We start from the raw sequence: 23995 nt of genomic DNA, 5'->3' as shown, positions 1-23995 counted from the left end.
GTTAAAAGAATTTAACGAGTATGATTCCGACTGTGAAGTTGTAAACAATTGGAAGTCCTGCTTGAAGGAGAAGTAAAACGTTAATTACAGAAATAGGATAAAGACCAAGATAGTAAGGAAGTAGATAAGCCCACCAGCTTCTAATTAAAGAAAACATCGCGTTTCCAACTGCCATTGTTCCAAGAATATGAGTAACAGGATGATTTTTTTCAATCATTATTTTTATTAATCCATAGGCAACAGGAGGACTTACAGCAGCAGTAGTAATGTAGGTTATTTCAAGCGAATTAAATCCAAATGTTCCTAGATAAGGCTTTAACATTTTTGTAAACTTTTCCATAAATCCAGCTTTAATAAGGAAAACTATTAGAAAGAAAAGAGGAGTAAACTTTAAAATAAAAGAAAAAGCTTCTTTTAATCCTTTAATAAACCCTTCTTTTAAGGTTTTTAAGGAAAATTCAAGACAGATAGAAGAATACTCTGGATAATCAAATTTTAGATTTCTATATCTAATCTTTCCTATAATAGAAACAATAATTAAAACAACTACGTCAAAGGCTAATCTCAAAAGACCATAGTAAACTGCAATGACGCCTATTAAAGGGACCAAGACCGGAAAGTAGTACCTATAAAGAAACATTAAGCGCATTGGAAAGTTTGATGCGAGAATAGCAAGGTAAAGGTCTATTGGTTCAATTTTTCCTTCTTTTAAAAGGTTAGAAGCTGTAATATGAGCAGCTCGTGGAGAAACAAGGTAGATAACCGGTACATTTGTAAGAAGAGGATGAATTCCAAATTTTGAAAGTTTTAAAGTCTTTAGTCCAATCCAGTTTACAAGTTTTGTTTCAACAAGAATAGAAGCAAGAACATAACCAAAAGCTATAGCAGAAACAATTATTAAATAAAGTTTTGTAAAGTCCATCTTTAAATATTAGCTTCTGTAAGAGCTCCTACGTGCTTATTTAGTATTTGTGCAGTTTTGAAAGCAATGTCTCCTGTAATTCTCGCACATCTTTCGCTTCTTTCAAGAGCTCTTGGATGAATTCCTGCTGCTTTAGACCAGTTGATTATTGAATCTCTGCAAAGAATTGAACCAACAGCTACTTTTGGGATTTCAAACTCTTTATTACCAATAAATATTGGAAGTTTTGTATTATTGTGAAATTCTATGATTTCTTTTACAGCACTCTCTATAGCTTCTTCTGGTAAAGTTACAGCAAATATGTAAAAAGCTCCTGTAATTGCTCCACAAATCTTGTTCCATTTATGAGGAAGTTCTTTTGAAATTTCTAAAACTTTGAAATAGTTAAATTTCAGTCCACCAACTTCGGAAAAAGAGTTAACTACTCCATACTCGCAATTTTGTTTCCAATAAAGTTCATAAGCTCTTTGAGCTATTGTTTTTGGTTCTACATGTATAAGCTCTTCTTTTTCTACCCTATTCAATATAAACCTTATGTTTTCCATTATTTCCTTCAAGTTCAAAGCGTCCTCCTATTTATACAAAATTAGCTAAAATCTAATATATGAATGAAAATAAAATAGAAAAGTCCCCGTAAAGGGGACTTTTAATAAGCTCTTAAGAGAAAACAAAAGAATTAAAAATCAAGGTTGTAAAAGACATCTACTCCTTTGTAAATAGCTGCTTGGCCAAGAGCTTCTTCAATTCTTAGAAGTTGATTGTACTTTGCATTTCGCTCACTTCTAGCTGGAGCTCCTGTTTTAATCTGACCGCTATTTACTGCAACTGCAAGGTCTGCAATAAATGTGTCTTCTGTCTCTCCTGATCTATGAGAGATAACTGCTGTGTAGTTTGCTCTTTTGGCCATCTCAATAGCGTCAAGAGTTTCTGTTACAGTTCCAATTTGATTAAGTTTAATAAGTATAGAGTTTGCAAATCCTTCTTTAATTCCTATTCTGAGGAGCTCTGTATTTGTAACGAAAACATCGTCTCCTACAAGCTGAACTCTGTCTCCAAGAGCAGCAGTTAAGAGTTTCCACCCTTCATAATCGTTTTCTGCCATTCCATCTTCAATGCTTATTATTGGATACTTTTCAACAAGGTTTCTATAAAAGTCAACTAATTCTTCTCTTCCAAGTTTTTTTCCTTCTCCTTCAAGCTCGTAAACACCATCTCCTTTGTAAAACTCTGAAGATGCAGCATCAAGAGCAATTAGAACATCTTCACCTGGAGTATATCCAGCTTCTTCAATAGCCTTTAGGATAACTTGAATTGCTTCCTCGTTTGAAGAAAGGTTTGGAGCAAATCCTCCTTCATCTCCAACGTTTGTTGAATGTCCCATTCTTTGAAGAACTTTTTTGAGAGTATGATAAACCTCTACTCCCATTCTAAGAGCTTCAGAGAAAGTTTCACCGCCAACAGGCATTATCATAAACTCTTGAAGGTCAACGTTGTTGTCTGCATGAACTCCACCGTTAAGAATATTCATCATAGGAACAGGTAGTTCTTTTGCATTTGCTCCACCAATGTACTTAAAGAGAGGCATATCAAGCTCTTCAGCTGAAGCTCTGCAAACTGCCATTGAAACACCAAGAATTGCATTTGCTCCAAGGTTACTCTTATTTTCTGTACCATCGAGTTCAATCATAAGTTTATCTATGTTTACCTGGTCTGTTGACTCAACACCTATAAGTGTTGGTGCTATTACTTCGTTTACATTTTTTACAGCTTTAGAAACTCCTTTACCAAGATATCTTTTTGGATCTTTGTCTCTTAGTTCTAAAGCTTCCCTTTCTCCTGTTGAAGCACCGCTAGGGACAGCAGCTCTTGCTCTTACACCAGACTCAAGAGTTACTTCTACTTCTACTGTTGGATTTCCTCTTGAATCAAGTATTTCCCTTGCTCTAACATCAACTATCCTAGACATTAACTCCTCCTAATAAATGTTAATTTCAGTCCGTATTATAGATGAAATTTTTCTTTTTTAACTCATTACACAGCTTATTAGTCTCATCAAGAATTTCAAATTCTCTTACTTCGTTTTCACAGAAAGAACAATTAATATGAACAACAAATAAATCAAGATTATCAAGATATTCAGCAGCTATCTGCGGCCATTCAATTATTTTTATTCTTTCGTCTAAAAGAATATCTTCAAAGCTTAAATCTTCAAGTGCTTCTACTGAATCTAATCTATAAAGGTCTATATGAACTAAAGAGTCATATTCGTGGACAATATTAAAGGATGGAGAAGATATTTCATCTTCAGGAATTCCCAAAGCTTTAGCTATGCCCCTTGTAAGAGCTGTTTTTCCGCATCCAAGTTCTCCAGTAAGTAAAATAACTGTTCCTAAAGGAACAGTTGAGCCAATTATTTGGCCAAGTTTTTCTGTTTCTTCAACTGAAGAAGTTCTTACTTTGCACTTATTCAACTCTTTGACCCACTAAGGAAACTTTTTTTATTCCAGATTTTCTCAATGTATCTAGGAGTGTAAATACATAAAGATAAGGAGTCTCCTTATCTGCTTTTATGTATATGTTTTCATCTTTTGGAAGTACAGAAACAAGTTTTGCAGGGTCGGAATAGACTTTTCCTTTGTAGTAGATTTTTCCCCACTTATCAACTATCAACTTAACAATTTGGGAGGAGGAGCTTATTGCTGCTCCTCCCTTAGGAACTTGAACCTTTATTTCTCCTCCCGAGATAAACTCGGTTGTAACTGCAAGAAAAATTACAAGCATTAAAGAAAGGTCTAAGATAGGAGAAAGACTTATGTCAGCAATAAATCCTTTCTTCTTTTCTCTTATCTGCAATTCTTTTTCTCCATAAGCTCTTTATGGGCTTTCTTCCATATATCCACTGCTTCTTTACACTCTTTGAGTGTTGGAACAAGCGCTATTCTGAAAAAACCTTTGCCACCTTTACCAAAAAACTCTCCAGGTGAGATAACTATTCCATACTTTAGTAAGTGTAACGCGTACTCTTTAGAAGATATTCCGTTTGGAACTTTTACCCAAAGGTAAAAGGTAGCTTCCGGATAGAGAAACTCAAGTCCAATCTCTTTAAAGAACTTTACAAATATGTCTCGCTTCTGGCCAAAGATTGCTCTTCTTTCCTTTACGTGTTCTTCATCAGACCAGGCAACTTTAGCAGCCTGTTGGATAAAGTCTTGAGATGCTACTCCAAAAGAAGAACGATACTTGAGATAATTCTGAATAATCTCACTATCTCCTGCTACAAATCCGGAGCGATAACCTGTCATTCCACTTCTTTTTGATAGAGAATGAAAAACGACTGCTCCCTTTTTCCCAACTTCAAGTAGAGAATGTGGAGGCGTCTCAAAGTAAATTTCTGTATAACACTCATCCGAACATAAGATAATTCCATACTCTCTACAGATATTGTAAGTATCCTCAAGGTAAGAGATAGGAGCAACAGCTCCTGTAGGGTTATGAGGATAGTTAATCCATACTATTGCAGTTTCCTCAAGCAACGACTTTGGAAGTTTATCAAGTCTAAGTAAAAACTGCTCTTCAAACTTAAGGGTAACTGGATAAGGTTCTCCTCCTGCAAAAAGAGTTCCTCTTTCATAAACTGGATATGCAGGAGTACCGAATATGACTTTCTTTTTTTCAGTGTCTGTATCAATGAAAACAAGTGGAAAGTGGAAAATTGCTTCTTTTGAACCGGCAGTTGGTATTACTTCTGTTTCAGGGTCAAGGAGAACATGAAATCTGTTGAAAAACCAATTAGCTATTGCTTCTCTTAGATCCTTTCTACCTTTTACTGTAGGATACTGGCTAACTTCAGGTATAGCCTTTACGAGAGCTTCCCTAATCTTTGGATCTGTAGGCTCCTTAGGATCTCCTGTTCCAAAGTCGTAAATTCTTTTTCCCGCTTTTTTGAGCTCTTCTTTTGCCTTTACGAGACTATCCATGGGATAAGTTTGGAGCTCTCTCACTTTTTTGTTCATTTCCTCTCCTTAAAACTCAAAACCTGCTTCTGCAAAAGCACCTTTTATCTTTATATCTGTAGATAGGTCTTCTATATTGTCTATTTTGAGTCTTTGGTACCTATAACCTACTCCTACAAAAAGATGCTTTATTGGATAGACCTTTGTTTCAGCAATAGCTTCGTAAAATTGGCTTCCTGAGTAACCAATCCAATTTCCAGAAAACTCAATTCCAACAAGATCTATAGGTCTTATCTTTCCAGATAGATGTGCCATAGGAACAGGAATTGTAGCACTTTTTGACTCTTCTATACCACCTCGAGTTATATCTTTAACTTTAGCATATCCATCAATTACTTTTACATTGACTCCAGCTTTAAGATCAACTTTGCCGTTTGAAACTGTTCTTAAAAATGGAAGATGATAGTAAAGTGTTACGTCCACTTGGTTTGCTTCAATTTTTGACTCTATATAATCTTTTCCTTCTACTTTAAGGTCACCAAAAGTAAAGCTACTATCAACGATGCCTTTTCCAGAAAAGCTCATCGGAGTATACTGAACTCTTATGTCAGGAAGTAAAGGGATTCCATGTTCAATTTTGAACCAACCAGAAGCTTTTGTTTTGTCTGAAACATGGAGATCTTCTTTTAAATCTACGTGTGTTTTAGTGGTTAAAGTTCCTATAGCTGTGTTGGTATTTGTTGTGTACTCAATCCAGCCTGTTGGTTTTTCCCTCCAAGCACCTCCCCCACCTTCAATAGTCAAAGCAGAGGAAGCATAGGTTGATGCAAGAAATGCTACCACTGTAAAAAGTGCCTTTTTCATTTTGCCCTCCTATGAAAGATGTCAACCCCCAACACAGAGGTTGCATTTATTTTCAACAAAATCCATAAATTGCCTTCTCTCTCTCAAAACTGCGAACATTACTTTAACCAATTTCCTCGCCGCAGCTATCAGCGCTTTCTTCTTCTCTAAACCTTTCTTAACTAACCCTTCGTAAAATCTTTTAACTGAATTGTCTAACTTGCTGTTCAATAACGCTCTCGTAGCCTGGATAATCTTGTTCCTCGTTCTGCTGTCCCCTTTCTTTGTTATCCTTCCATTTCTAACTTCGTCTCCACTGCTATTAACACGAGGAACAAGTCCAAAATAAGCCGCTACCTTGTCTCCGTTTTCAAACCTCTCTTCGTTACATACGGCAGATATAAAGGCTATAGCTACTATATCTCCTACTCCAGGTATGCTTTTTAGAAGTTCTACTTTTCCCTTAAGCTCCTCATCTTCTCCTATAAAACTCTGTTGAAGTTCAGATAGAAGGTGGACACCCTACAATAACCTTTGAATACCACAAGGAGGTGTCCACCGATGAAACAATTGAAAAGATTCAAAGGAACATCCCTCCATATATCAAGCACAAATACAGCATTCAAAGAAACCCTGAAAGAAGGAAGAAGAGTAAAAAAGAAACTTGACCTAACAAAAGACAGAAACGTTAAAAGGAGACTCAAATGGATAGAGTACTACCACAAAACAGGCAACGCCAGAAAAACATGCAGATACTTTGGCATCAGTCCAACAACCTTCTACAAGTGGAAAAAAAGATACGACAAGTACGGGATAGAAGGACTCCAAGACAGAAGCAAAAGACCTCATAAAGTAAGACAACCACAAATAGAACCTGAAATAGAACACATCATCGTCACAATAAGGGAAAAATTCCTAACCTGGAGCAAAGAAAAGATAGCAGCCTTCATGGAAAGATACCTAAATGTAAAAATATCATCCTCTACAGTTTACAGAACTCTCAAAAGACACGGACTAATAGAAAGAACCTGGAAACTAAAAAGTACCTACAAGAGGAAGAAACAGAAAGGGAAAAAGAACCGCACCAGAAAAGGACTAAGAGCAGACAAACCAGGAACAATCCTCATGGACGTTAAATACCTCTACTGGTGCGGTAAAACCTTTTACCAGTTCACGGCAATAGACAAGTTCACCCGAATAGCATTTGCCAAGGTTTATTCTACAAAAAGCAGCAGGAGCGGAAGAAGGTTTTTTGAAGAACTTGAAAAATTTCTTCCCTTCAAGATAGAGAAAGTTCAAACGGATAACGGGAGCGAATTTTTAGGGGAGTTAGACGAATATCTTAAAAGAAAAGGGATAGAACACTACTTTAGTTATCCGAAATCTCCCAAGACTAATGCGCATGTAGAAAGGTTTATTCAAACGACAGAAAGTGAACTATGGATGATAGAAGGAACAGAACCGACTGTTGATGAGATGAATAAAAAACTTTTTGAGTATTTAAAGATTTACAACTTTCTTAGACCCCATCACTCTTTAAATTACAAGACTCCCGCTGAGAAGTTTGAGGACTATATTAGAAGTCATCAAGGTGTCCACCATGTATTGAACTCGAACAAACTCTTGATATCTTCTTCTGTCTCTCTTATCTTATCTGTTAAGTATTCTATTGTTTCTATTTGCCTCCATATCGTTTCTCGTAATGACGGAGGCACTTTCTTCTTCGTTTCTTCCTTTATCCTTTCCATCCCTTTCTTCGTGGTGAGTTCTCTCTTGTTTGTCTTTATCCCATATTCAAGCAATAGGCTATGAAGTCTGTTAATTACCCCTTTTCTCATATCTACAAAGCTATCTCTCTCTTTCATCTTTATCCTTAGCTCTTTTTCTTTTCTCGTCGGGACGTAAACTGTCGGAAGTAAGCCCATTTCATAGTAAATGGCTATCGTTTCTGCATCTATCCTGTCGTTTTTAGCACTGTTAACACCTTTTAGAATGTTCTTAAATTTGTTAGTGTTAACGTAAGTTATTTCATCAACGCAGTTCCTTATCTCCTCCGTAAAAAATGTTACTCCTGTTAAGGTTTCTACCGCAACTTTTACTGAATATCCTTTTTTCCTAAAAGTTGTTAGGTGATTTTTAAATTTCTCTAACTCTTCTGCTTCGTACTTCTTGGTATTAAGTATCCCTGTCAGACAATCTAAATAAGCTGCTGTAAAGCTGTTTTTGTGGTAGTCCACTCCGACATACAGTGTTTTCTCTACCTTCTCCTTCATCTCTACCCCCTGATATGTTTTGTGTTTTGCAACCTCTGCTTCGGGACTATTCCCATACTCCAATACGGCGCTTCCCGCCACTATAATTAGCCGGCAGGAGGCATCGGCTAATCTCCACGCACGGGGCTTATTCCCCAGGGAAAAATCCAGCCTCCTGCCTTTAAAGGTTGCCTCTTTACTATAGTCCCGAATTTCAGGGGGTGACATCTTTTATATCATCTCCTAAAATTATTAAGTAGTCAGCTATATTTCTTAGGATAAATTTTGCGCTAATCCTTCCCTTTTTAAAGGGAAGATACAGCGCACGGCGTAAGCCGTTGTTTTTGATTATGCGTGTGTGAAGAATAAGCACTTTTACTTTGGTTTACTCCGTAATTTGTTATACTATATGTATGAACAAAATAAATCTGAAATCCAACGTAAAGAGAGGTAGAACCTGCGTATATAACTGCAACTACCACATAGTTTTTTCAACCAAATACAGGAGAAAGGTATTAACTCCAAAGGTAGAGGAATATCTGAAAAAGGTGATTATAAAAACAGGAATAGAGAAAGGATTTGACGTAGCAATGGTGGAAGTAAGAGAACAAGACTACGTTCATCTGTTTGTGTCAGCACATCCGAAAGTAGTACCTTCCTAATATAGTAAAGATGATAAAGGGAATAAGTGCGAGAAAACTGTTTTTGAAGTTTCCAGAACTTAAAAAGAAACTGTGGAAAGGACACTTGTGGAATCCATCCTACTACATAGAGACCATAGGTTCAATTTCTGAAGATGTGATACGCAAGTATATAGAGAATCAAAAGAGGAAATAGATGCTTTACGTTTACAGGTTCAGGCTGTATCCTAACAGAGAGCAGGTAGAGTTCTTAAACTGCCAGATAGGACATTGCAGATTTGTCTACAACAAGCTCCTTGAAATAGCTAAAGAACTTTATAAGAAAGAAAACAAAAAGTGGAACTATTACGAATACAAAAAGCTACTACCGAAGCTCAAAGAGGAATATCCGTTCTTAAAAGAGGCGAATAGTCAAAGCTTACAAGAAGCTGTAAAGTGGCTTGACAGAGCATTCAAGAACTTTTTTAAAGGGCTTGTGAAATTCCCGAAGTTCAAGAGCAAAAAAAGAGTAAACAGTGTATCAATACCTCAGTACTTCAAAATAGAGGAAAACAGAATCAAAATATCTAAACTCGAAACACCGATAAAGTTCAAAAAGCATAGAAGTATAGAAGGGAAAGTCAAAAGTATTTCAATAACAAAATTACCCTCTGGAAAATTTTACCTCAACGTTCTCGTTGACAGGGAAATAGAGCCACTACCAGAAACGGATAAAGTAGTAGCAATAGACGTAGGACTTACGCATTTTTGTACCTTGTCGACAGGAAAGAAGATAGAAAATCCGAGACACCTGCTAAAAACAGAAAGGAAACTAAAAAAGCTCCAAAGAAAGTTATCAAGGAAAGTAAGAGGAAGCAATAAATACTTAAAACTGCAAAAGAAAATAGCAAAGCTACATGAGAAGATAGTAAACCAAAGGAACTACTTTCTCCATAAGCTAAGTAGGAAAATAATCAGCGATAACCAAGCCATGATAGTGGAAGACTTGAACGTTAAAGGGATGCTTAAAAACAGCAACCTCTCAAAGCACATAGCAGACGCAAGTTGGAGAAGATTCATCAGCTATCTGGAATATAAAGCAAAACTCTATGGAAGAAAGCTTGTTAAGATAAACACATTCTATCCCTCATCAAAACTCTGTTCTGTGTGTGGATACAAGAACGGGAATCTCAAACTATCTGATAGGAATTGGAAATGTCCTAACTGTGGGACGGAACACGATAGAGATTATAATGCTACTCTAAACCTACTAAGAGAAGGACTCAAATTCCTAAAGGGGTCGCTTCGCTTTGCGAGCGGTAGGGGTGGAACGCCCCGAACTAACGCCCGTGGAGAGTGCGAACGCATTCGTTGAAGCGGGAAGTTCCTCGTTTTAACGAGGAGTAGTTCACATTAAATTATCCGATAGATAAACATTGTTCAGGTTTAAAATTATGAAAACAGTAAAAGTCATTTTTAGAAATGGAGTTTTTGTTCCTTTAGAAAAAATAGAGATTCCTGAAGGTACTGAAGGAATAACTGTTTATTTAGATAGTAGAAAAAGGGATAAGAAACCTTCGTGGTGGCATCAACTTGATATTGAAGAAAAGAAAAAAGAAGCTCTTTTAGAGTTTTCAAAAAAGTTAGCAGAAAAAGTAGCTTTTGTTGATATAAAAGTTGTGGCAGAAAATGAGGAATTAGAAATTTTTGTTATCGTTTTAGACGAATTCGAAAGTCTTAAACCAGTTATGGAAACTGCTCTTAGTCTTTATGAAGATCTCGGTGTTTATCTTCCAGTTCAAGTAATTTCGAAAAGAAAGCTTTTAAGATGGAAAGAACAGAGAAATAAAGTTTATGACTTGATAAAGAAAGGAGTTTCCATAAAGTGAATAAGAAAGAGTTAGAAAGATTACCAGTAAGAAACATAGAAGTTACTGAAGTAAAAATCTATCCATTTGATACAACAGGAATTGGTGGAAACGTGAAAGCAGTTGCCTCTATAAAGCTTAATGACATTCTTGAAATAAAAGATATAAAAATAGTCTATTCAAATAATGGCTATTTTATTCAAATGCCGTCAAAAAAGACAAGGACAGGTGAATTTGTTCCAGTTGTTAATCCTCTCAATAAGAATTTATATTTACATATAAGAAGGAAAATTCTTGATGCTTATAAATGTGCTATGAGGAAGTATGATGAAAAAATTAATAGTGGGACTTAGCATTTTGGGATTTATCCTTTCTTCTTGTAGTACAACTACTCAACTTTCAAAGACTGATGCAGCAATGCTTGGAGCTCTTGGAGGAGCTGCTGTAGGTGCTGCAACTCATAAGCACTATAAAGCAAGTGCCAAGGATGCTGCTCTTTACGGAGCAATAGCAGGAGGTATTCTTGGTTACGTTTTTGGTAGCGATCAGCAAAGCACACATACTGTTGAGGCAAATACCGAATATGAAGTAAAAACAAAGGATGGAAAAATTATTCACGTTAAAGAGGGTTGGTACACTGTAGATAGCCAACCTGCTCCTTCAGCCAAGTAGGTACTTAAAATAACTCAGGGAAGGCTTTACGGCAGCTTCCAATCCTGAAAGAGCTGCTCCAAAAGCTCCCACCAATTGAGGTTGTTTAGGAACAGAAACCTCCATTCCTAACTTCTCACTAACAAGTTTAACAAGAAGAGGATTTAGAGCTCCACCTCCAGTAAAAACAACTCTCTCTTCGGGATGAAGATTTTTTGCCATTCCAACAAGCCTCTCTGCTATTGAATCAATAACGCCGTATCCAATATTTTCCGGCCTTTCCTTATTTGCTATCAGAGAAATAACCTCGGATTCTGCAAAAACTACACACATAGATGAGATCTGAATTTTCTTATTAGCCTTCATACAGAACTTTCCAAACTCTTCGAGAGAAACTCCAAGTCTTGAAGCTGCAATCTCAATAAACTTTCCAGTACCGGCAGCACACTTGTCGTTCATCCTGAAGTCTATGAAGTTTCCATTTTCTGCTACTTTTATCACCTTACTATCTTGACCACCCAAGTCCAAAACTGTCCTAACATCAGGGAAGAAGTAATAAGCACCTTTGGCATGTGCTTTTATTTCACTTATCACTGGACAGTTAAACGTCTCTTTCAGCATGTATCTACCGTACCCGGTTGCAACAATTAACTCTACATCTTTACCTTTCAGGTACTCTCTCACAGTTTCATCTGGATTAACAGTAGTGTTAAAAACATTTAAGTCAATTATTTCTCCCTTATCATCAAGTCCTACGATCTTGGTGTAGGTGGAACCAACGTCAACACCGTAAAACATCAGTTAACCCCTTTGAAATTTTGAACATCTCTTCTAAATGTGAGACTTTTGTTCGAGTTCAATACATGGTGGACACCTTGATGACTTCTAATATAGTCCTCAAACTTCTCAGCGGGAGTGTTCGAGTTCAATACATGGTGGACACCTTGATGACTTCTAATATAGTCCTCAAACTTCTCAGCGGGAGTCTTGTAATTTAAAGAGTGATGGGGTCTAAGAAAGTTGTAAATCTTTAAATACTCAAAAAGTTTTTTATTCATCTCATCAACAGTCGGTTCTGTTCCTTCTATCATCCATAGTTCACTTTCTGTCGTTTGAATAAACCTTTCTACATGCGCATTAGTCTTGGGAGATTTCGGATAACTAAAGTAGTGTTCTATCCCTTTTCTTTTAAGATATTCGTCTAACTCCCCTAAAAATTCGCTCCCGTTATCCGTTTGAACTTTCTCTATCTTGAAGGGAAGAAATTTTTCAAGTTCTTCAAAAAACCTTCTTCCGCTCCTGCTGCTTTTTGTAGAATAAACCTTGGCAAATGCTATTCGGGTGAACTTGTCTATTGCCGTGAACTGGTAAAAGGTTTTACCGCACCAGTAGAGGTATTTAACGTCCATGAGGATTGTTCCTGGTTTGTCTGCTCTTAGTCCTTTTCTGGTGCGGTTCTTTTCCCTTTCTGTTTCTTCCTCTTGTAGGTACTTTTAGTTTCCAGGTTCTTTCTATTAGTCCGTGTCTTTTGAGAGTTCTGTAAACTGTAGAGGATGATATTTTTACATTTAGGTATCTTTCCATGAAGGCTGCTATCTTTTCTTTGCTCCAGGTTAGGAATTTTTCCCTTATTGTGACGATGATGTGTTCTATTTCAGGTTCTATTTGTGGTTGTCTTACTTTATGAGGTCTTTTGCTTCTGTCTTGGAGTCCTTCTATCCCGTACTTGTCGTATCTTTTTTTCCACTTGTAGAAGGTTGTTGGACTGATGCCAAAGTATCTGCATGTTTTTCTGGCGTTGCCTGTTTTGTGGTAATACTCTATCCATTTGAGTCTCCTTTTAACATTTCTGTCTTTTGTTAGGTCAAGCTTCTTTTTACTCTTCTTCCTTCTTTCAGGGTTTCTTTGAATGCTGTATTTGTGCTTGATATATGGAGGGATGTTCCTTTGAATCTTTTCAATTGTTTCATCGGTGGACACCTCCTTGTGGTATTCAAAGGTTATTGTAGGGTGTCCACCTTCTATCTGAACTTCAACAGGGAGTCTTGTAATTTAAAGAGTGATGGGGTCTAAGAAAGTTGTAAATCTTTAAATACTCAAAAAGTTTTTTATTCATCTCATCAACAGTCGGTTCTGTTCCTTCTATCATCCATAGTTCACTTTCTGTCGTTTGAATAAACCTTTCTACATGCGCATTAGTCTTGGGAGATTTCGGATAACTAAAGTAGTGTTCTATCCCTTTTCTTTTAAGATATTCGTCTAACTCCCCTAAAAATTCGCTCCCGTTATCCGTTTGAACTTTCTCTATCTTGAAGGGAAGAAATTTTTCAAGTTCTTCAAAAAACCTTCTTCCGCTCCTGCTGCTTTTTGTAGAATAAACCTTGGCAAATGCTATTCGGGTGAACTTGTCTATTGCCGTGAACTGGTAAAAGGTTTTACCGCACCAGTAGAGGTATTTAACGTCCATGAGGATTGTTCCTGGTTTGTCTGCTCTTAGTCCTTTTCTGGTGCGGTTCTTTTTCCCTTTCTGTTTCTTCCTCTTGTAGGTACTTTTTAGTTTCCAGGTTCTTTCTATTAGTCCGTGTCTTTTGAGAACCCTGTAAACTGTAGAGGATGATATTTTTACATTTAGGTATCTTTCCATGAAGGCTGCTATCTTTTCTTTGCTCCAGGTTGGGAATTTTTCCCTTATTGTGACGATGATGTGTTCTATTTCAGGTTCTGTTTGGGGTTGTCTTACTTTATGAGGTCTTTTGTTTCTGTCTTGGAGTCCTTCTATCCCGTACTTGTCGTATCTTTTTTTCCACTTGTAGAAGGTTGTTGGACTGATGCCAAAGTATCTGCATGTTTTTCTGGCGTTGCCTGTTTTGTGGTAATACTCTATCCATTTGAGTCTCCTTTTAACATTTCTGTCTTTTGTTAGGTCAAGTTTCTTTTTTACTCTTCTTCCTTCTTTCAGGGTTTCTTTGAATGCTGTATTTGTGCTTGATATATGGAGGGATGTTCCTTTGAATCTTTTCAATTGTTTCATCGGTGGACACCTCCTTCTGGGATTCAAAGGTTATTTTAGGGTGTCCACCTTCTATCTGAACTTCAACAGGTGCTGAGGCACCTGCGGGCTCTCATCCCCTCCCTCACGGGAGGGGTCTTCCCGCCCGCAAAAGATAAAGACTATTGCTGAATTTGTTTCAGATCAAAAAATATACGAAATGGTTAAAAACTTAGGACTTAATTACTCTCAGGGTTACTACTTAGGAAAACCAGAACCAATAGAGGTAATAAGAGAAAAATTTACATCATCTTAAGCTCTTTAAGTATTTCAAATTGTCTCTGCATTACATACTCAGCAATTATTTCTTCCTGTTTTGGTTGAAGTTTAAACTCAATACCTGCTCTGTAGACCTCTCCTTGTTTTATAACGTATCTTACTTCTCCTTCTATACTTAAAGGAGTTCCTTTCAAAATAAAATTAACTTCAACCTTATCGCCAAGAGAAAGCTCTGGTTTAGTTTTAAAGAAAACACCTATACCTCCAATTGAGACATCAGCAACGATTCCTTTAATAGAATAGTTATCCTTAACAACAGTTACAACAAATTTTTCTTCAGGTTCTACCCTAACAAACTTTCTTCTTTCTTGAGGAATTTCCTCAAAAGAAAAGTCTTCTAAGATAATTGTTTTCTTTTCAGGAAAGATGTCAACTTTCTTTGCTTTTATAGGTTTTGGAGCATTTGTTATTTTTAGGTATATAAATGAAGAGTCATAAAAGGTTTTCATGTAAGAACAAGTTTCAAATGAAACAAAAATCCTTGATTCTAATACATTGTCTATGAGTGCTTTACATGAAACAGGAACTTCCTTGTAGAACGTTATAAGCATAATAGGGACTTCTTTATCTTTTAGTAGATTAAATATTCTTGTGAATGCTTCTCCAACTTCTTTATCCTTTTCTTTCTTAAGGTTATGAGGGTGTTTGAAAATTGCCAAAATTAAGAAAAAAGCCTATCCTCTCCGGTATGAAAGCGAAAAGACTAAATTTCCACAAAGTACTCAACCTATCAAAAACATACATGAACCGGAGAGGACAGGCTGTACTGGTATATTTATATCCTTTTAAAACCAAAAGAGGAAGACCCAAGAAATACCCTGACGAGATAATTCTTACCCTTCTTTTCCTCCAAGTAGCCTGGAACCTATCATTCAGAGACCTTGAATATTTGGCAGTTCAGATATTTGGAAGAGAGAATATTCCTGATTTTTCAACCTATTATTACCGACTCAAGCAACTACCTTCCATTCTCCTTGTAGATTTTCTGAACTTTGTCTCTCGAAGACTCTTAGGGAAGTATCATAAAGAACTAAGATTTCTGATAATAGATGGAACTGGCTTCAAATACAATGAGATTTATCCATTGAAAATTCTAAGAGGCAAAGAGATAAAGGAGGTAAAAAGCCACGTTAAAGTTGTTGTATTAAGCGTTCATCTAAAAGATGGAAAAAGGTTCATTCTTACTGCATTACCTGGAGAGAGTTACGCTTCGGAAGTGAAACTTGGAGAGAAAATAGTTAGGTGGTTAAACGAAAGGGGATTTATATGGAGAGCTTTGAAAGGAAAGCCATTTTTAGGAGACAAAGCTTATGACAGCATTAAGTTTATTGAGCTTGTTCTGTTAGTAGGCTTAAAGCCTTACATAAAGGTGAGAGAAACATTAAGGAAGGGAATTAAATCTGAGATTAGGCTTAAATGCAAAGAGCTTTTAGAATCTGATGAAATTTACAGGTTTAGAGGACTGATAGAGAGTATTTTTGGAGAAGTTAAGCAGGATGTTGGAAGTTACGAGAAAACAAAGAGCTTTCATATAGCTCAACTGTTTGTTTTAGCTAAGTTTATCCTCTTTAACATGGGAGTTTTGTTCTTTGTCTGGATGATTTTTCAAACACTCTCTCTTAAGGTTATTGACTTCCTTTCTTAATTTTTCTATATGAACAGAATAAACTTCTTCTGCTTCGACTAAGAATTTTTCGGTGTATTCAACTAACTCTTTTAAATTTTCGAAAGATAGTGAATTTTTAAGTATGTAATCAATATAATCCTTTATAAGAAGCATTGAAGATTTTGTAAGACAAACTATAAAATCAACATGACTATCTAATGCATTTCTTACTAATTTTTTAAATTTTTCAATAGAAGCTGAGAAAAAAAGAGCATCATAGATGTTTGTCGCAAGCGTTCTAATTGTTCCCTCCGAGAGAATGCAATCGTTCCTTTCCTTACTTTGTTCTACAAAGTGGTTGATAAATTCTTCTTTGTAATCTTTAAAGAATTTATCGGAAAACAAATTACTCATAAAACCTCCTAATCTTTGATTAATGAATTTAGATTTCAAAAAAAAGGATTTTAATTTTAACAAAACTTTTATACTAGAACGACTTTAATTTCTTAAATATTAAGGTAAAAATTTTTGTTCCTTGATTAATTTAAGGATTTCATTATAATTCTGAAATCTAAAATCAAAGAAAGAAGGGAGTTCCTATGATAAAAAAAGCTATTTATCCTGGGACTTTTGATCCGGTTACCCTTGGTCATATTGATATAGTAAGAAGAGGTATAGAGCTTTTCCAGGAGTTAATAATTGGTATTGCTGAAAATCCTAAGAAAGAACCTCTTTTTACATTAGAAGAAAGGAAAAAAATGTTTGAAGAAAGTCTTAAAGAAGTAGGTCTTTATGAAAAAGTTAAAGTAAAAACTTTTAACTCTTTACTTGTTGAATTTGCAAAAAAAGAAGGAGCTGTAGCAATACTTAGAGGAATAAGAATTATTTCTGACATGGATCATGAATTTACAATGGCGTCTATTAACAGAAAACTTTACCCAGAAATAGAAACTGTTTTTCTTATGCCATCAGATGAATATGCTTATCTTTCTTCATCAGCTGTTAGAGAAATAGCTTTTTATGGAGGAGATGTTTCACAGTTTGTTACTAAATGTGTTGAAACTAAATTAAAAGAGAAGATAGAACTTTTTAGAAAAGGATAGTATTTAATTTTTTATTCATTATAGATATGATATCTAAACTGTTGACTTAATCGCAAATTTTTTATATAAATTAGTTAGGATGTTCATGGTAATGTAATGGAGGTGTTTAAAAATGGATTTCCACATAGATAAAGCTAAGATACTTCCAAAAGAAAATGCTCAACAATTCCTTGAAGGTTTAAAAAAATTTGGTGTTTTAATTGCTCCTAAAAAAAAGGAAGAAAAATTTTACTTTGATATTATAGAAGATACATCTGAAGTTGAATTTAACTATACAAGAACAATTTTACCTCCAAAAAAATTTTTAGTACCTTATAGGAGAAAAAGATTTTCTTATAACGTAGATACTCTTGACTTTGAAAGTAGATTTACACCTGTAGATCAAGTAATTTTTGGAATTCATTCTTGCGATCTTCATGGAATTTCTATTCTTGATTCAATTTATTTAGAGGAAAATCCTGATCCACGATATCTAGAGGTAAGAAAGAGGACAATTTTAATAGGTTTATCCTGCAGACCAGATGAGTTTTGCTTCTGTCTTTCCACAGGAACAGCTTTCCCAGATGGTACAAATTGGGATCTTTTTCTTACAGATATAGGAAATGATTATTTCGTAACTATTGGAAGTCCTAAAGGTGATGAAATTGTTCTTTCCTTAAAAGAACTTTTTAGAGAAATAACAAAAGAAAATCTTACTCTTTATAAGCAAAGTACATCTCAGAAGAAACTATCTTTTGACTTAGAAAAACTTCCAGATCTTGGAAGAATATCACAAGTAATAGAACTTGAGTATGACTCGGAAGTATGGGAAGAGGAAGCAAAAAGGTGTCTTGGATGTGGAACATGTACAAATGTTTGTCCAACGTGCTTTTGCTATACAGCAGTTGATGTTCCTGATCTTGACGGAAAAAAAGTATCAAGGATAGAATTTACAACATCCTGTCAATATCCTTACTATTCTCTTGTTGCCGGTGGACACTACTTTAAACCAAAACGTTCAGATAGATTTAAACATCGTTATTACCATAAGTTTGTTGGCTATCCTTATCAAATAGAAAAGTTAGGATGTGTAGGTTGTGGAAGATGTTCTGCTGAGTGTCCTGCCAAGATAAGCATAGTGGAGACGATTAAAAAACTAAGAGGAGTTGAGAATGAAGAAAAGTCTGGAGAAGTTATTAACGAAACCTCTGCCAGTTAATCCATTTAAGCCCGAAAAAGCTCTAATAACGGATGTAGAAGATTTAGCTCCAGACCACAAGAAATTTTCATTTGTTTTTCTTGATGAAAAAGTTAATGAAGAATGGAATCATATTCCTGGTCAATTTGTAATGTTAACTGTTCCAAAAGGTGGAGAAATTCCAATTTCCATTTGTTCGTCTCCGACAAGAAGGGGAACAGTAGAATTAACTGTTAGAAAAGTTGGAAGAAAAACAGAAGTACTTCACAAGATGCAGCCAGGAGACTTAGTTGCAATAAGAGGCCCTTACGGTAATGGTTTTCCTGTAGAGATAATGGAAGGACATAATGTTTTAATAATTGCTGGAGGGCTTGGTATTGCACCACTTCGTTCTCTCATCTGGTATATCCTTGATAAGAGACATCTTTACAAAGATGTGTATATTCTCTATGGGACAAGAAATTATGAAAGCGTTCTCTATAAGGATGAATTAAGAAGATTAAAAGAGAGAAAAGATATTAAGTGTCTTTATATTCTTGATAAATTTGAAAACGAAGAAGATAGAAAGTGGGCAGATAGAGAAGGTCTTCTTACAGCTCTAATTCCTGAAGTTAGCCTTGATCCAAAGGAAACTTACGTTGCCGTATGCGGACCGCCTGTTGCATACAAGTTTATAGGTAAGGAGCTTATAAAAAATGGTTATCCTGAAAGTCAAGTTTTTGTTTCTTTGGAAAGAAAAATGGAGTGTGGAATAGGAAAGTGTGGCCATTGTCAGATAGGCTATAAGTTTGCATGTGTTGATGGTCCAATCTTTCCGCTCTGGGACACAAAAAATCTTCCGGAGATGATCTAATGGTGAAGATAGGAATTATGGGATTAACAGGTTGTTCAGGATGTCAGTGTGAGATTTTAAATTGTAAAGATGCTTTATACAAATTACTCGGTAAAGTAGAGTTTTGTTATTTTCCTTTGGCTCAAGACAACAATTCTTTCGAAGAATTTGACATTCTCTTTGTCGAAGGTTCTGTAACAACAGATCTTGATGAAGAAAAAGTTAAAAAGGGACGAAAAGTTTCAAAAATTTTAGTTGCTATTGGTAGTTGCGCTTGCTATGGAGGAGTTCAGGCTCAAAGAAATGATGAAGTTACTTTGGAAGAAATGCTAAAAGAAGTCTATGGAACTACTGAATTTCCTGTAAATGTATCAAAACCAAAGGCTGTTTCAGAGATTGTAAAAGTTGATTATGAACTTCCTGGATGTCCTTTGGATAAGAAGCAGTTTGTTTATGCAGTTGCGTTCTTACTAAACGGAGTAAAGCCTTTCTTTCCTAAAATTCCTGTTTGTCACGAGTGTAAACTTTCTGAAACTGAGTGTTTAACTCTCAAAGGAATTCCTTGTCAAGGACCTATTTCTTATGCTGGGTGTGGAGCTCCATGTACATCTGCTGGAGTTGGTTGTCAAGGATGTAGAGGAGACTGTGATTTTCCAAATTATGAGGAAATGATTTCTATCTTAAAAGAAGAAGGACTATCAACTAAAGATGCTGCTAACTTTATTAAAGTTTTTAGAGGAAAACAAGCACAAGAAAGACTTTCTGAAATCTTCTCAAAAGGAGTGCTAAATGAAAAGAGAGGTTAATATAAATCATCTTACAAGAGTGGAAGGTCATGGTGCTGTCAATATTGTTTTTGAAAATGAAAAATTAAAAGAAATAAAACTAAGATTTACAGAAGGACCAAGATTTTTTGAGTATATAACAAGAGAACGACTCTATACTGAAATTCCAAAAATTGTTTCAAGAATCTGCGGAATTTGTTATGTTTCTCATAGACTTGCTTCCATATCAGCAATTGAAAATGCTTTTGAGGTTGAGATTACTCCTGAGATAAAACTTCTAAGAAAACTTTTAGTAGTTGGAGAGTGTCTTGAAAGTCATGCTTTACATCTTTACTTCTTAGCACTTCCTGATTACATGGGGTACCCTTCAACTATTGCAATGGCAAAAGACTATCCAAACGTTGTAAAAAGAGGTTTTCTTCTAAAGGAAATTGGAAATAAAATTATGAAATTGATTGGTGGAAAAACTATCCATGGTGAAAATATACTTCCTGGAGGCTTTAAGTCTGTCCCTTCAAGAGAGCAGCTTCAAAAAGTTCAGGAAGACCTCTATAAAGCTATTCCAGAAATAAAAGCAACCATTTCCCTATTTGATTCTTTTGACTATCCAAAATTTAATAAGGAACATCCTATATCTCTTTGCATAAACGGTGATAAATTTGCTCTTTTAGGAGATAGTCTTGGACTTTCTGATGGAACTCTCTTTACAAAGAAAGAATATGAACTCTTTATAGAAGAGAAAACTTCTACCTATAGTACAGCAAAATATTCAACTATTAAAGGAAAACCTTTCCTTATAGGTCCTCTCGCAAGAATAAACCATCATATTAATAACTTAAGACCAGAAACAAAAGAAGTAATTTCAACTTTAAAAACATCCTTTCCTTCTTATAACTCTCTTCATGCAAATGTTGCAAGAGCAATTGAAATGCTTGAACTTGCTTTTGAAGGAATTGAAATTACAGAGGAACTTATTGCTTCTACTCCGTTTAAAAGGGAAGTGGAAATAAAGCCAAAAGCTGGAACAGGTTATGGGGTTAAAGAAGCACCAAGAGGAACTCTTTATCATAGGTATACATTTGATGATTCAGGAAGATGTATTTCAGCAAATATAATCACTCCAACTGCTCAGTTACAGGCAATAATAGAAAAGGATTTAGCAGATCTTATAGAGTTTTCTCCTGATGTGGATGATATAGAGTTAAGGAAAAGAGCGGAAATGCTCATTCGTGCTTATGACCCATGAATTGCTTGTGCAGTCCACCAGTTTGGTGGAGAAGATAACAAACTTATAAGCATTATTCGAAAATGATAAATCCGATTCATTTTCTTGTTTCTTAGAACTCCAGGGGGTGAAAGATGGAGCAAGCGGTTACTCTTCTTATCATCTTGCCGTGGATTTTGGCATTAGCAGTATTTTTATCTCCAAATCACAGACTTAGACAAGTTTTAACTTTCCTGTCATTACCGATCTTAACGTATCTTGCTTATATGGTGTGGAGTAGCGATCTTCCATACTTTATAGAAACTCCACACTGGGTAGAACTTGGTATAACAGTTTTTGACTATTTCCTATTAGGTTACTTTCTTTACCAAGGATTTAAGTTTAGAAGCTTCTTAGTTTCGGTTTTAGCAATTGCCCAAATTTTCCTCCTAACATGGGTTCTTCTTATCCTGCCTCACTCAATAACTCCTTCTATTTACGTAGATAGATTAACTGCTTTTATGTATTTAATAGTAGCTACAGTTGGTTCAATTATCTGTATTTATGCAACAAAGTATATGGAACAAGAAAATGTTGAAAGAGAAAATCGCTTTGTAGCCATTCTTTTATGGTTCTTGGGAGTAATGAACTTTGCTGTTTCGGTTAATAATCTAGAGTGGTTTTTTGCTTTATTCGAAACAACAACACTTGCTTCTTACATTCTTATAAGATTTAGATGGGACGAAATTTCGATTAAGAATGCTATTAGAGCTCTCTGGATGAACCAAGTAGGTGGTATAGCTATACTCATAGGTATTTTGTTTGCTGTCAAGTACTATAGCGTTTACAACTTCACAGATATCTTGAAAATAAATGCAGCCGCTATTTCAATGATACCTTTAGGTTTTCTTTCCATTTCTGCTCTTGTTAAAGGAGCTCAAATGCCTTTCCATAAGTGGCTCTTAGGAGCGATGGTTGCACCTACTCCGGTTAGTGCAATTCTTCACTCTGCGACAATGGTAAAGATTGCTCCTTACTTAATTCTTAGAATATCTCCTGTGATAAAGGGAACACTACTTGCAAAACTTCTTATTACAACAACAGGTTTTGTTTTTGTAGCCGCCGGTCTTTTAGCTCTTACTCAGGATAACTTTAAGAGAATTCTTGCCTATTCAACGATTTCTTTACTTGGTCTGATGATGTTAACTGCAAGCATGGGAAGTTCGATAGCAGTTCTTGCTTCTCTTCTTTTAATACTTTTCCATGCGGTTGCTAAAGCTCTTTTATTCCTCGAAGCTGGAATCATGGAAAAAGTATTCCATGTTAAATACATAGAACAGATGAGAAGACTCATAGAAAAAGCACCTATTACTGTTTTCTTCATTGCACTTGGATTTATGAGTATGACCCTTGTGCCTTATGGTATCTTCATTGCTAAGTGGATTACTTTAGAAGAAGCTTCAAAGTTTCTTTCTCATGGAGCTTATATAGCTTCAATAATCTTTATCACCATAGGTGGAGTTATTCTTGCTCTTCTTTACTTTAAAGTTATCGGAGTTATTAGTAGAAAAAGAGGGGAATTTGTAAGCTTCAAGCCTGAAAAATTACCGTTCTTATACATGATTACAACAGGTGCATATGTGCTCTTTACTATTATTGGCTCTCTCTTTATTGCTCATCTTTCCTCAGACTTCATTAACCTTATAGTGAAGGATATCTCTGGCGAATTTGCAAACGTTAAAGCTTCAGGTTTAACACTTATTACTCCTGTTTCTCAGCTTTACGGTTGGCAAATTGTGGGAGCTATTATTTTACTTATGGTAGTTCCTATCTTTGCCTACTTTGTTCACTTTAAGGCAGACAAAGTTTACGAATATACTTGTGGAGAGAATATACCTTTAAACATTGGAACTTATAACTTTTTCTGTGTATCTAAAATAGAGCCATTTATCGAAACTACTGCTGTTGCTCTCTTTGTTCTTACTCTTGTTCTGGGAGGTGGTTTAGTATGAGCAAGGAACTCTCTCTGATTTTGACGTTACTTTCTCCAGTGATAGGGGGATTAATTTACGGATTTGAAAGGATTGTGAGAGCAAGAATGCAAAATCGTCAAGGTCCTCCACTTCTTCAGCCCTTTTATGACTTTCTTAAGCTTATGGATAAAAGATCCATTATGATACACTCCTTCCATGCCTTTATGGGAATTATGTATTTAGTTGGAACATGGTTTTCTCTTTATGTCCTTCTTTCAGGAGGAGATATTCTAATAGCCATATTCTTCCACGTTCTTTCACTTGCCTTTCTGGTGGTAGGAGGATTTAGCGTAAGATCTCCATATTCTGTAGTTGGAGCTATGAGAGAACTTATTCATATGCTTGCTTACGAACCTATTTTTGTTCTTACTGCAGCAGGATTATACCTTGTAACAGGAACTTTTCAGGTTTCAGAACTTCTTAAGACAGACACCGTTCCTATTTTATCGCTTCCTCTTGTTTTTATTGCATTCATTCTTTCTCTTCCAGCTGTTTTAAAGAAATCTCCATTTGATATTGCTGAAGCTCACCAAGAAATCATAGGTGGACCTGAAATAGAGTATTCAGGCAAGTTTTATGAAGCTGTATATACAGCAAAGTGGATAGAGTACATTTATGCGTTTTTCTTTGTTTTTCTCTTTGCTGGAAGCAACTACTTGCTTGGAGCAATTTTAGTTGTTCTATCCTTCTTTATAGTTAATCTTATCGATAACTCTACTGCAAGAGTGACATTTAGACAAATGGTTTCTTTTCACTGGTACATTTTAATTCCTTTAGTTGTTATTAACTTGATGCTATTAGCACTCTGGAGGGCTTAA

At 35.7% G+C, this 23995-nt stretch carries 24 protein-coding genes and 4 pseudogenes; 14 read left to right on the top strand and 14 right to left on the bottom strand.

Annotation, left to right across the window (positions count from 1 at the left end):
* Position 1: 1 nt before the first annotated feature.
* The 8 genes from DESTER_RS03960 to DESTER_RS08485 form a co-directional block, all read right to left on the bottom strand.
* On the bottom strand, positions 2 to 922 hold the full coding sequence (locus DESTER_RS03960) for a hypothetical protein (protein ID WP_013638366.1): 921 nt from the start codon (positions 920 to 922) through the stop codon (positions 2 to 4).
* Between the two features lie 2 nt (positions 923 to 924).
* Positions 925 to 1485 carry a C-GCAxxG-C-C family protein gene (locus DESTER_RS03955; RefSeq protein WP_013638365.1) on the bottom strand — a complete coding sequence of 187 codons (561 nt, stop codon included), beginning with the start codon at positions 1483 to 1485 and terminating at the stop codon, positions 925 to 927.
* A gap of 113 nt (positions 1486 to 1598) precedes the next feature.
* On the bottom strand, positions 1599 to 2888 hold the full coding sequence (gene eno / locus DESTER_RS03950) for a phosphopyruvate hydratase (protein ID WP_013638364.1): 1290 nt from the start codon (positions 2886 to 2888) through the stop codon (positions 1599 to 1601).
* Positions 2889 to 2913: 25 nt separating this feature from the next.
* Positions 2914 to 3393 (bottom strand): tRNA (adenosine(37)-N6)-threonylcarbamoyltransferase complex ATPase subunit type 1 TsaE, encoded by a 480-nt coding sequence (tsaE, locus tag DESTER_RS03945; protein ID WP_013638363.1) that lies wholly within the window; start codon positions 3391 to 3393, stop codon positions 2914 to 2916.
* Positions 3386 to 3775, bottom strand: a complete 390-nt coding sequence (locus DESTER_RS03940) for an ExbD/TolR family protein (protein ID WP_013638362.1) — start codon at positions 3773 to 3775, stop codon at positions 3386 to 3388. The genes tsaE and DESTER_RS03940 overlap by 8 nt, the downstream gene beginning before the upstream one ends.
* Positions 3766 to 4935 carry a succinyldiaminopimelate transaminase gene (dapC, locus tag DESTER_RS03935; RefSeq protein ID WP_013638361.1) on the bottom strand — a complete coding sequence of 390 codons (1170 nt, stop codon included), beginning with the start codon at positions 4933 to 4935 and terminating at the stop codon, positions 3766 to 3768. Before dapC ends, DESTER_RS03940 begins: the two co-directional genes overlap by 10 nt.
* A 9-nt stretch (positions 4936 to 4944) precedes the next feature.
* Positions 4945 to 5739: a TIGR04219 family outer membrane beta-barrel protein gene (locus tag DESTER_RS03930; RefSeq protein WP_013638360.1), complete on the bottom strand. Its 795-nt coding sequence runs from the start codon at positions 5737 to 5739 to the stop codon at positions 4945 to 4947.
* A gap of 21 nt (positions 5740 to 5760) precedes the next feature.
* Positions 5761 to 6204: a transposase gene (locus tag DESTER_RS08485; protein WP_083801981.1), complete on the bottom strand. Its 444-nt coding sequence runs from the start codon at positions 6202 to 6204 to the stop codon at positions 5761 to 5763.
* Positions 6205 to 6279: 75 nt separating this feature from the next.
* Between DESTER_RS08485 and DESTER_RS03920 the strand changes: the two are divergent.
* Positions 6280 to 7344, top strand: a pseudogene (locus DESTER_RS03920) (IS481 family transposase); the annotation flags it as partial.
* On the opposite strand, the gene DESTER_RS08545 reads toward DESTER_RS03920, so the two are convergent.
* The gene (locus DESTER_RS08545; RefSeq protein ID WP_425477278.1) at positions 7305 to 7991 is read right to left on the bottom strand and encodes an IS110 family transposase; all 687 of its coding nucleotides are present in this window, start codon (positions 7989 to 7991) and stop codon (positions 7305 to 7307) included. The pseudogene DESTER_RS03920 and the gene DESTER_RS08545 overlap by 40 nt on opposite strands.
* A 392-nt stretch (positions 7992 to 8383) precedes the next feature.
* Here DESTER_RS08545 and tnpA point away from each other — a divergent pair.
* From tnpA to DESTER_RS03895, 5 genes and pseudogenes are all read left to right on the top strand, one after another.
* Positions 8384 to 8807: pseudogene (gene tnpA / locus DESTER_RS03915) on the top strand (IS200/IS605 family transposase).
* A complete protein-coding gene (locus DESTER_RS03910) occupies positions 8808 to 9965 on the top strand; it encodes an RNA-guided endonuclease TnpB family protein (protein WP_013638357.1) in 1158 nt (385 codons plus the stop codon).
* A gap of 79 nt (positions 9966 to 10044) precedes the next feature.
* Positions 10045 to 10479: an antitoxin AF2212-like protein gene (locus DESTER_RS03905; protein WP_013638356.1), complete on the top strand. Its 435-nt coding sequence runs from the start codon at positions 10045 to 10047 to the stop codon at positions 10477 to 10479.
* Positions 10476 to 10811, top strand: coding sequence for a SpoVG family protein (locus DESTER_RS03900; RefSeq protein ID WP_013638355.1), 336 nt, complete (start codon positions 10476 to 10478; stop codon positions 10809 to 10811). The genes DESTER_RS03905 and DESTER_RS03900 overlap by 4 nt, the downstream gene beginning before the upstream one ends.
* Entirely contained in the window at positions 10783 to 11130 is a 348-nt protein-coding gene (locus tag DESTER_RS03895) for a glycine zipper domain-containing protein (RefSeq protein WP_244829567.1), read from the top strand. The genes DESTER_RS03900 and DESTER_RS03895 overlap by 29 nt, the downstream gene beginning before the upstream one ends.
* Here DESTER_RS03895 and DESTER_RS03890 read toward each other — a convergent pair.
* The 4 genes and pseudogenes from DESTER_RS03890 to DESTER_RS03870 all read right to left on the bottom strand — a co-directional run bounded on the left by DESTER_RS03890 (position 11119) and on the right by DESTER_RS03870 (position 15096).
* The gene (locus DESTER_RS03890; RefSeq protein ID WP_013638353.1) at positions 11119 to 11907 is read right to left on the bottom strand and encodes an acyl-CoA dehydratase activase; all 789 of its coding nucleotides are present in this window, start codon (positions 11905 to 11907) and stop codon (positions 11119 to 11121) included. The two genes, DESTER_RS03895 and DESTER_RS03890, sit on opposite strands and share 12 nt — an antisense overlap.
* Positions 11907 to 13079: pseudogene (locus DESTER_RS08540) on the bottom strand (IS481 family transposase). The gene DESTER_RS03890 and the pseudogene DESTER_RS08540 overlap by 1 nt, the downstream one beginning before the upstream one ends.
* A gap of 68 nt (positions 13080 to 13147) precedes the next feature.
* Positions 13148 to 14140, bottom strand: a pseudogene (locus DESTER_RS03875) (IS481 family transposase); the annotation flags it as partial.
* A gap of 260 nt (positions 14141 to 14400) precedes the next feature.
* Entirely contained in the window at positions 14401 to 15096 is a 696-nt protein-coding gene (locus DESTER_RS03870) for a PilZ domain-containing protein (protein WP_041737392.1), read from the bottom strand.
* Here DESTER_RS03870 and DESTER_RS03865 point away from each other — a divergent pair.
* Positions 15090 to 16082, top strand: coding sequence for an IS5-like element ISDeth1 family transposase (locus DESTER_RS03865; protein ID WP_083801975.1), 993 nt, complete (start codon positions 15090 to 15092; stop codon positions 16080 to 16082). The two genes, DESTER_RS03870 and DESTER_RS03865, sit on opposite strands and share 7 nt — an antisense overlap.
* On the opposite strand, the gene DESTER_RS03860 is transcribed toward DESTER_RS03865, so the two are convergent.
* A complete protein-coding gene (locus DESTER_RS03860) occupies positions 15987 to 16457 on the bottom strand; it encodes a hypothetical protein (protein ID WP_041737387.1) in 471 nt (156 codons plus the stop codon). The genes DESTER_RS03865 and DESTER_RS03860 overlap by 96 nt on opposite strands.
* A 185-nt stretch (positions 16458 to 16642) precedes the next feature.
* Here DESTER_RS03860 and coaD point away from each other — a divergent pair, with 185 nt between their 5' ends.
* From coaD to DESTER_RS03825, 7 genes are all read left to right on the top strand, one after another.
* Positions 16643 to 17146 carry a pantetheine-phosphate adenylyltransferase gene (gene coaD / locus DESTER_RS03855; RefSeq protein ID WP_013638350.1) on the top strand — a complete coding sequence of 168 codons (504 nt, stop codon included), beginning with the start codon at positions 16643 to 16645 and terminating at the stop codon, positions 17144 to 17146.
* A gap of 112 nt (positions 17147 to 17258) precedes the next feature.
* The gene (locus tag DESTER_RS03850) at positions 17259 to 18344 is read left to right on the top strand and encodes a 4Fe-4S dicluster domain-containing protein (protein ID WP_013638349.1); all 1086 of its coding nucleotides are present in this window, start codon (positions 17259 to 17261) and stop codon (positions 18342 to 18344) included.
* Positions 18298 to 19176 (top strand): FAD/NAD(P)-binding protein, encoded by an 879-nt coding sequence (locus DESTER_RS03845; protein ID WP_013638348.1) that lies wholly within the window; start codon positions 18298 to 18300, stop codon positions 19174 to 19176. Before DESTER_RS03850 ends, DESTER_RS03845 begins: the two co-directional genes overlap by 47 nt.
* Positions 19176 to 19961 carry an NADH-quinone oxidoreductase subunit B family protein gene (locus DESTER_RS03840; protein ID WP_013638347.1) on the top strand — a complete coding sequence of 262 codons (786 nt, stop codon included), beginning with the start codon at positions 19176 to 19178 and terminating at the stop codon, positions 19959 to 19961. The genes DESTER_RS03845 and DESTER_RS03840 overlap by 1 nt, the downstream gene beginning before the upstream one ends.
* Positions 19945 to 21186, top strand: a complete 1242-nt coding sequence (locus tag DESTER_RS03835) for a Ni/Fe hydrogenase subunit alpha (RefSeq protein ID WP_013638346.1) — start codon at positions 19945 to 19947, stop codon at positions 21184 to 21186. The genes DESTER_RS03840 and DESTER_RS03835 overlap by 17 nt, the downstream gene beginning before the upstream one ends.
* 113 nt (positions 21187 to 21299) lie before the next feature.
* Positions 21300 to 23156, top strand: a complete 1857-nt coding sequence (locus tag DESTER_RS03830; protein ID WP_013638345.1) for a proton-conducting transporter transmembrane domain-containing protein — start codon at positions 21300 to 21302, stop codon at positions 23154 to 23156.
* Complete coding sequence (locus DESTER_RS03825) at positions 23153 to 23995, top strand: respiratory chain complex I subunit 1 family protein (RefSeq protein WP_013638344.1); 843 nt, start codon at positions 23153 to 23155, stop codon at positions 23993 to 23995. Before DESTER_RS03830 ends, DESTER_RS03825 begins: the two co-directional genes overlap by 4 nt.

Source organism: Desulfurobacterium thermolithotrophum DSM 11699 (assembly GCF_000191045.1).
In the GTDB taxonomy this organism is placed as follows: domain Bacteria; phylum Aquificota; class Aquificia; order Desulfurobacteriales; family Desulfurobacteriaceae; genus Desulfurobacterium; species Desulfurobacterium thermolithotrophum.
This window is presented reverse-complemented; position numbering and strand designations above follow the sequence as displayed.

What these genes read in the sequence shown, in the direction of transcription:
- DESTER_RS03960 (WP_013638366.1), bottom strand. Translation starts at nt 922, where the DNA reads ATGGACTTTACAAAACTTTATTTAATAATTGTTTCTGCTATAGCTTTT.
- eno (WP_013638364.1), bottom strand. Translation starts at nt 2,888, where the DNA reads ATGTCTAGGATAGTTGATGTTAGAGCAAGGGAAATACTTGATTCAAGA.
- dapC (WP_013638361.1), bottom strand. Translation starts at nt 4,935, where the DNA reads ATGAACAAAAAAGTGAGAGAGCTCCAAACTTATCCCATGGATAGTCTC.
- DESTER_RS03930 (WP_013638360.1), bottom strand. Translation starts at nt 5,739, where the DNA reads ATGAAAAAGGCACTTTTTACAGTGGTAGCATTTCTTGCATCAACCTAT.
- DESTER_RS08545 (WP_425477278.1), bottom strand. Translation starts at nt 7,991, where the DNA reads ATGAAGGAGAAGGTAGAGAAAACACTGTATGTCGGAGTGGACTACCAC.
- DESTER_RS03910 (WP_013638357.1), top strand. Translation starts at nt 8,808, where the DNA reads ATGCTTTACGTTTACAGGTTCAGGCTGTATCCTAACAGAGAGCAGGTA.
- DESTER_RS03905 (WP_013638356.1), top strand. Translation starts at nt 10,045, where the DNA reads ATGAAAACAGTAAAAGTCATTTTTAGAAATGGAGTTTTTGTTCCTTTA.
- DESTER_RS03895 (WP_244829567.1), top strand. Translation starts at nt 10,783, where the DNA reads ATGATGAAAAAATTAATAGTGGGACTTAGCATTTTGGGATTTATCCTT.
- DESTER_RS03890 (WP_013638353.1), bottom strand. Translation starts at nt 11,907, where the DNA reads ATGTTTTACGGTGTTGACGTTGGTTCCACCTACACCAAGATCGTAGGA.
- DESTER_RS03860 (WP_041737387.1), bottom strand. Translation starts at nt 16,457, where the DNA reads ATGAGTAATTTGTTTTCCGATAAATTCTTTAAAGATTACAAAGAAGAA.
- coaD (WP_013638350.1), top strand. Translation starts at nt 16,643, where the DNA reads ATGATAAAAAAAGCTATTTATCCTGGGACTTTTGATCCGGTTACCCTT.
- DESTER_RS03850 (WP_013638349.1), top strand. Translation starts at nt 17,259, where the DNA reads ATGGATTTCCACATAGATAAAGCTAAGATACTTCCAAAAGAAAATGCT.
- DESTER_RS03845 (WP_013638348.1), top strand. Translation starts at nt 18,298, where the DNA reads ATGAAGAAAAGTCTGGAGAAGTTATTAACGAAACCTCTGCCAGTTAAT.
- DESTER_RS03840 (WP_013638347.1), top strand. Translation starts at nt 19,176, where the DNA reads ATGGTGAAGATAGGAATTATGGGATTAACAGGTTGTTCAGGATGTCAG.
- DESTER_RS03835 (WP_013638346.1), top strand. Translation starts at nt 19,945, where the DNA reads ATGAAAAGAGAGGTTAATATAAATCATCTTACAAGAGTGGAAGGTCAT.
- DESTER_RS03830 (WP_013638345.1), top strand. Translation starts at nt 21,300, where the DNA reads ATGGAGCAAGCGGTTACTCTTCTTATCATCTTGCCGTGGATTTTGGCA.
- DESTER_RS03825 (WP_013638344.1), top strand. Translation starts at nt 23,153, where the DNA reads ATGAGCAAGGAACTCTCTCTGATTTTGACGTTACTTTCTCCAGTGATA.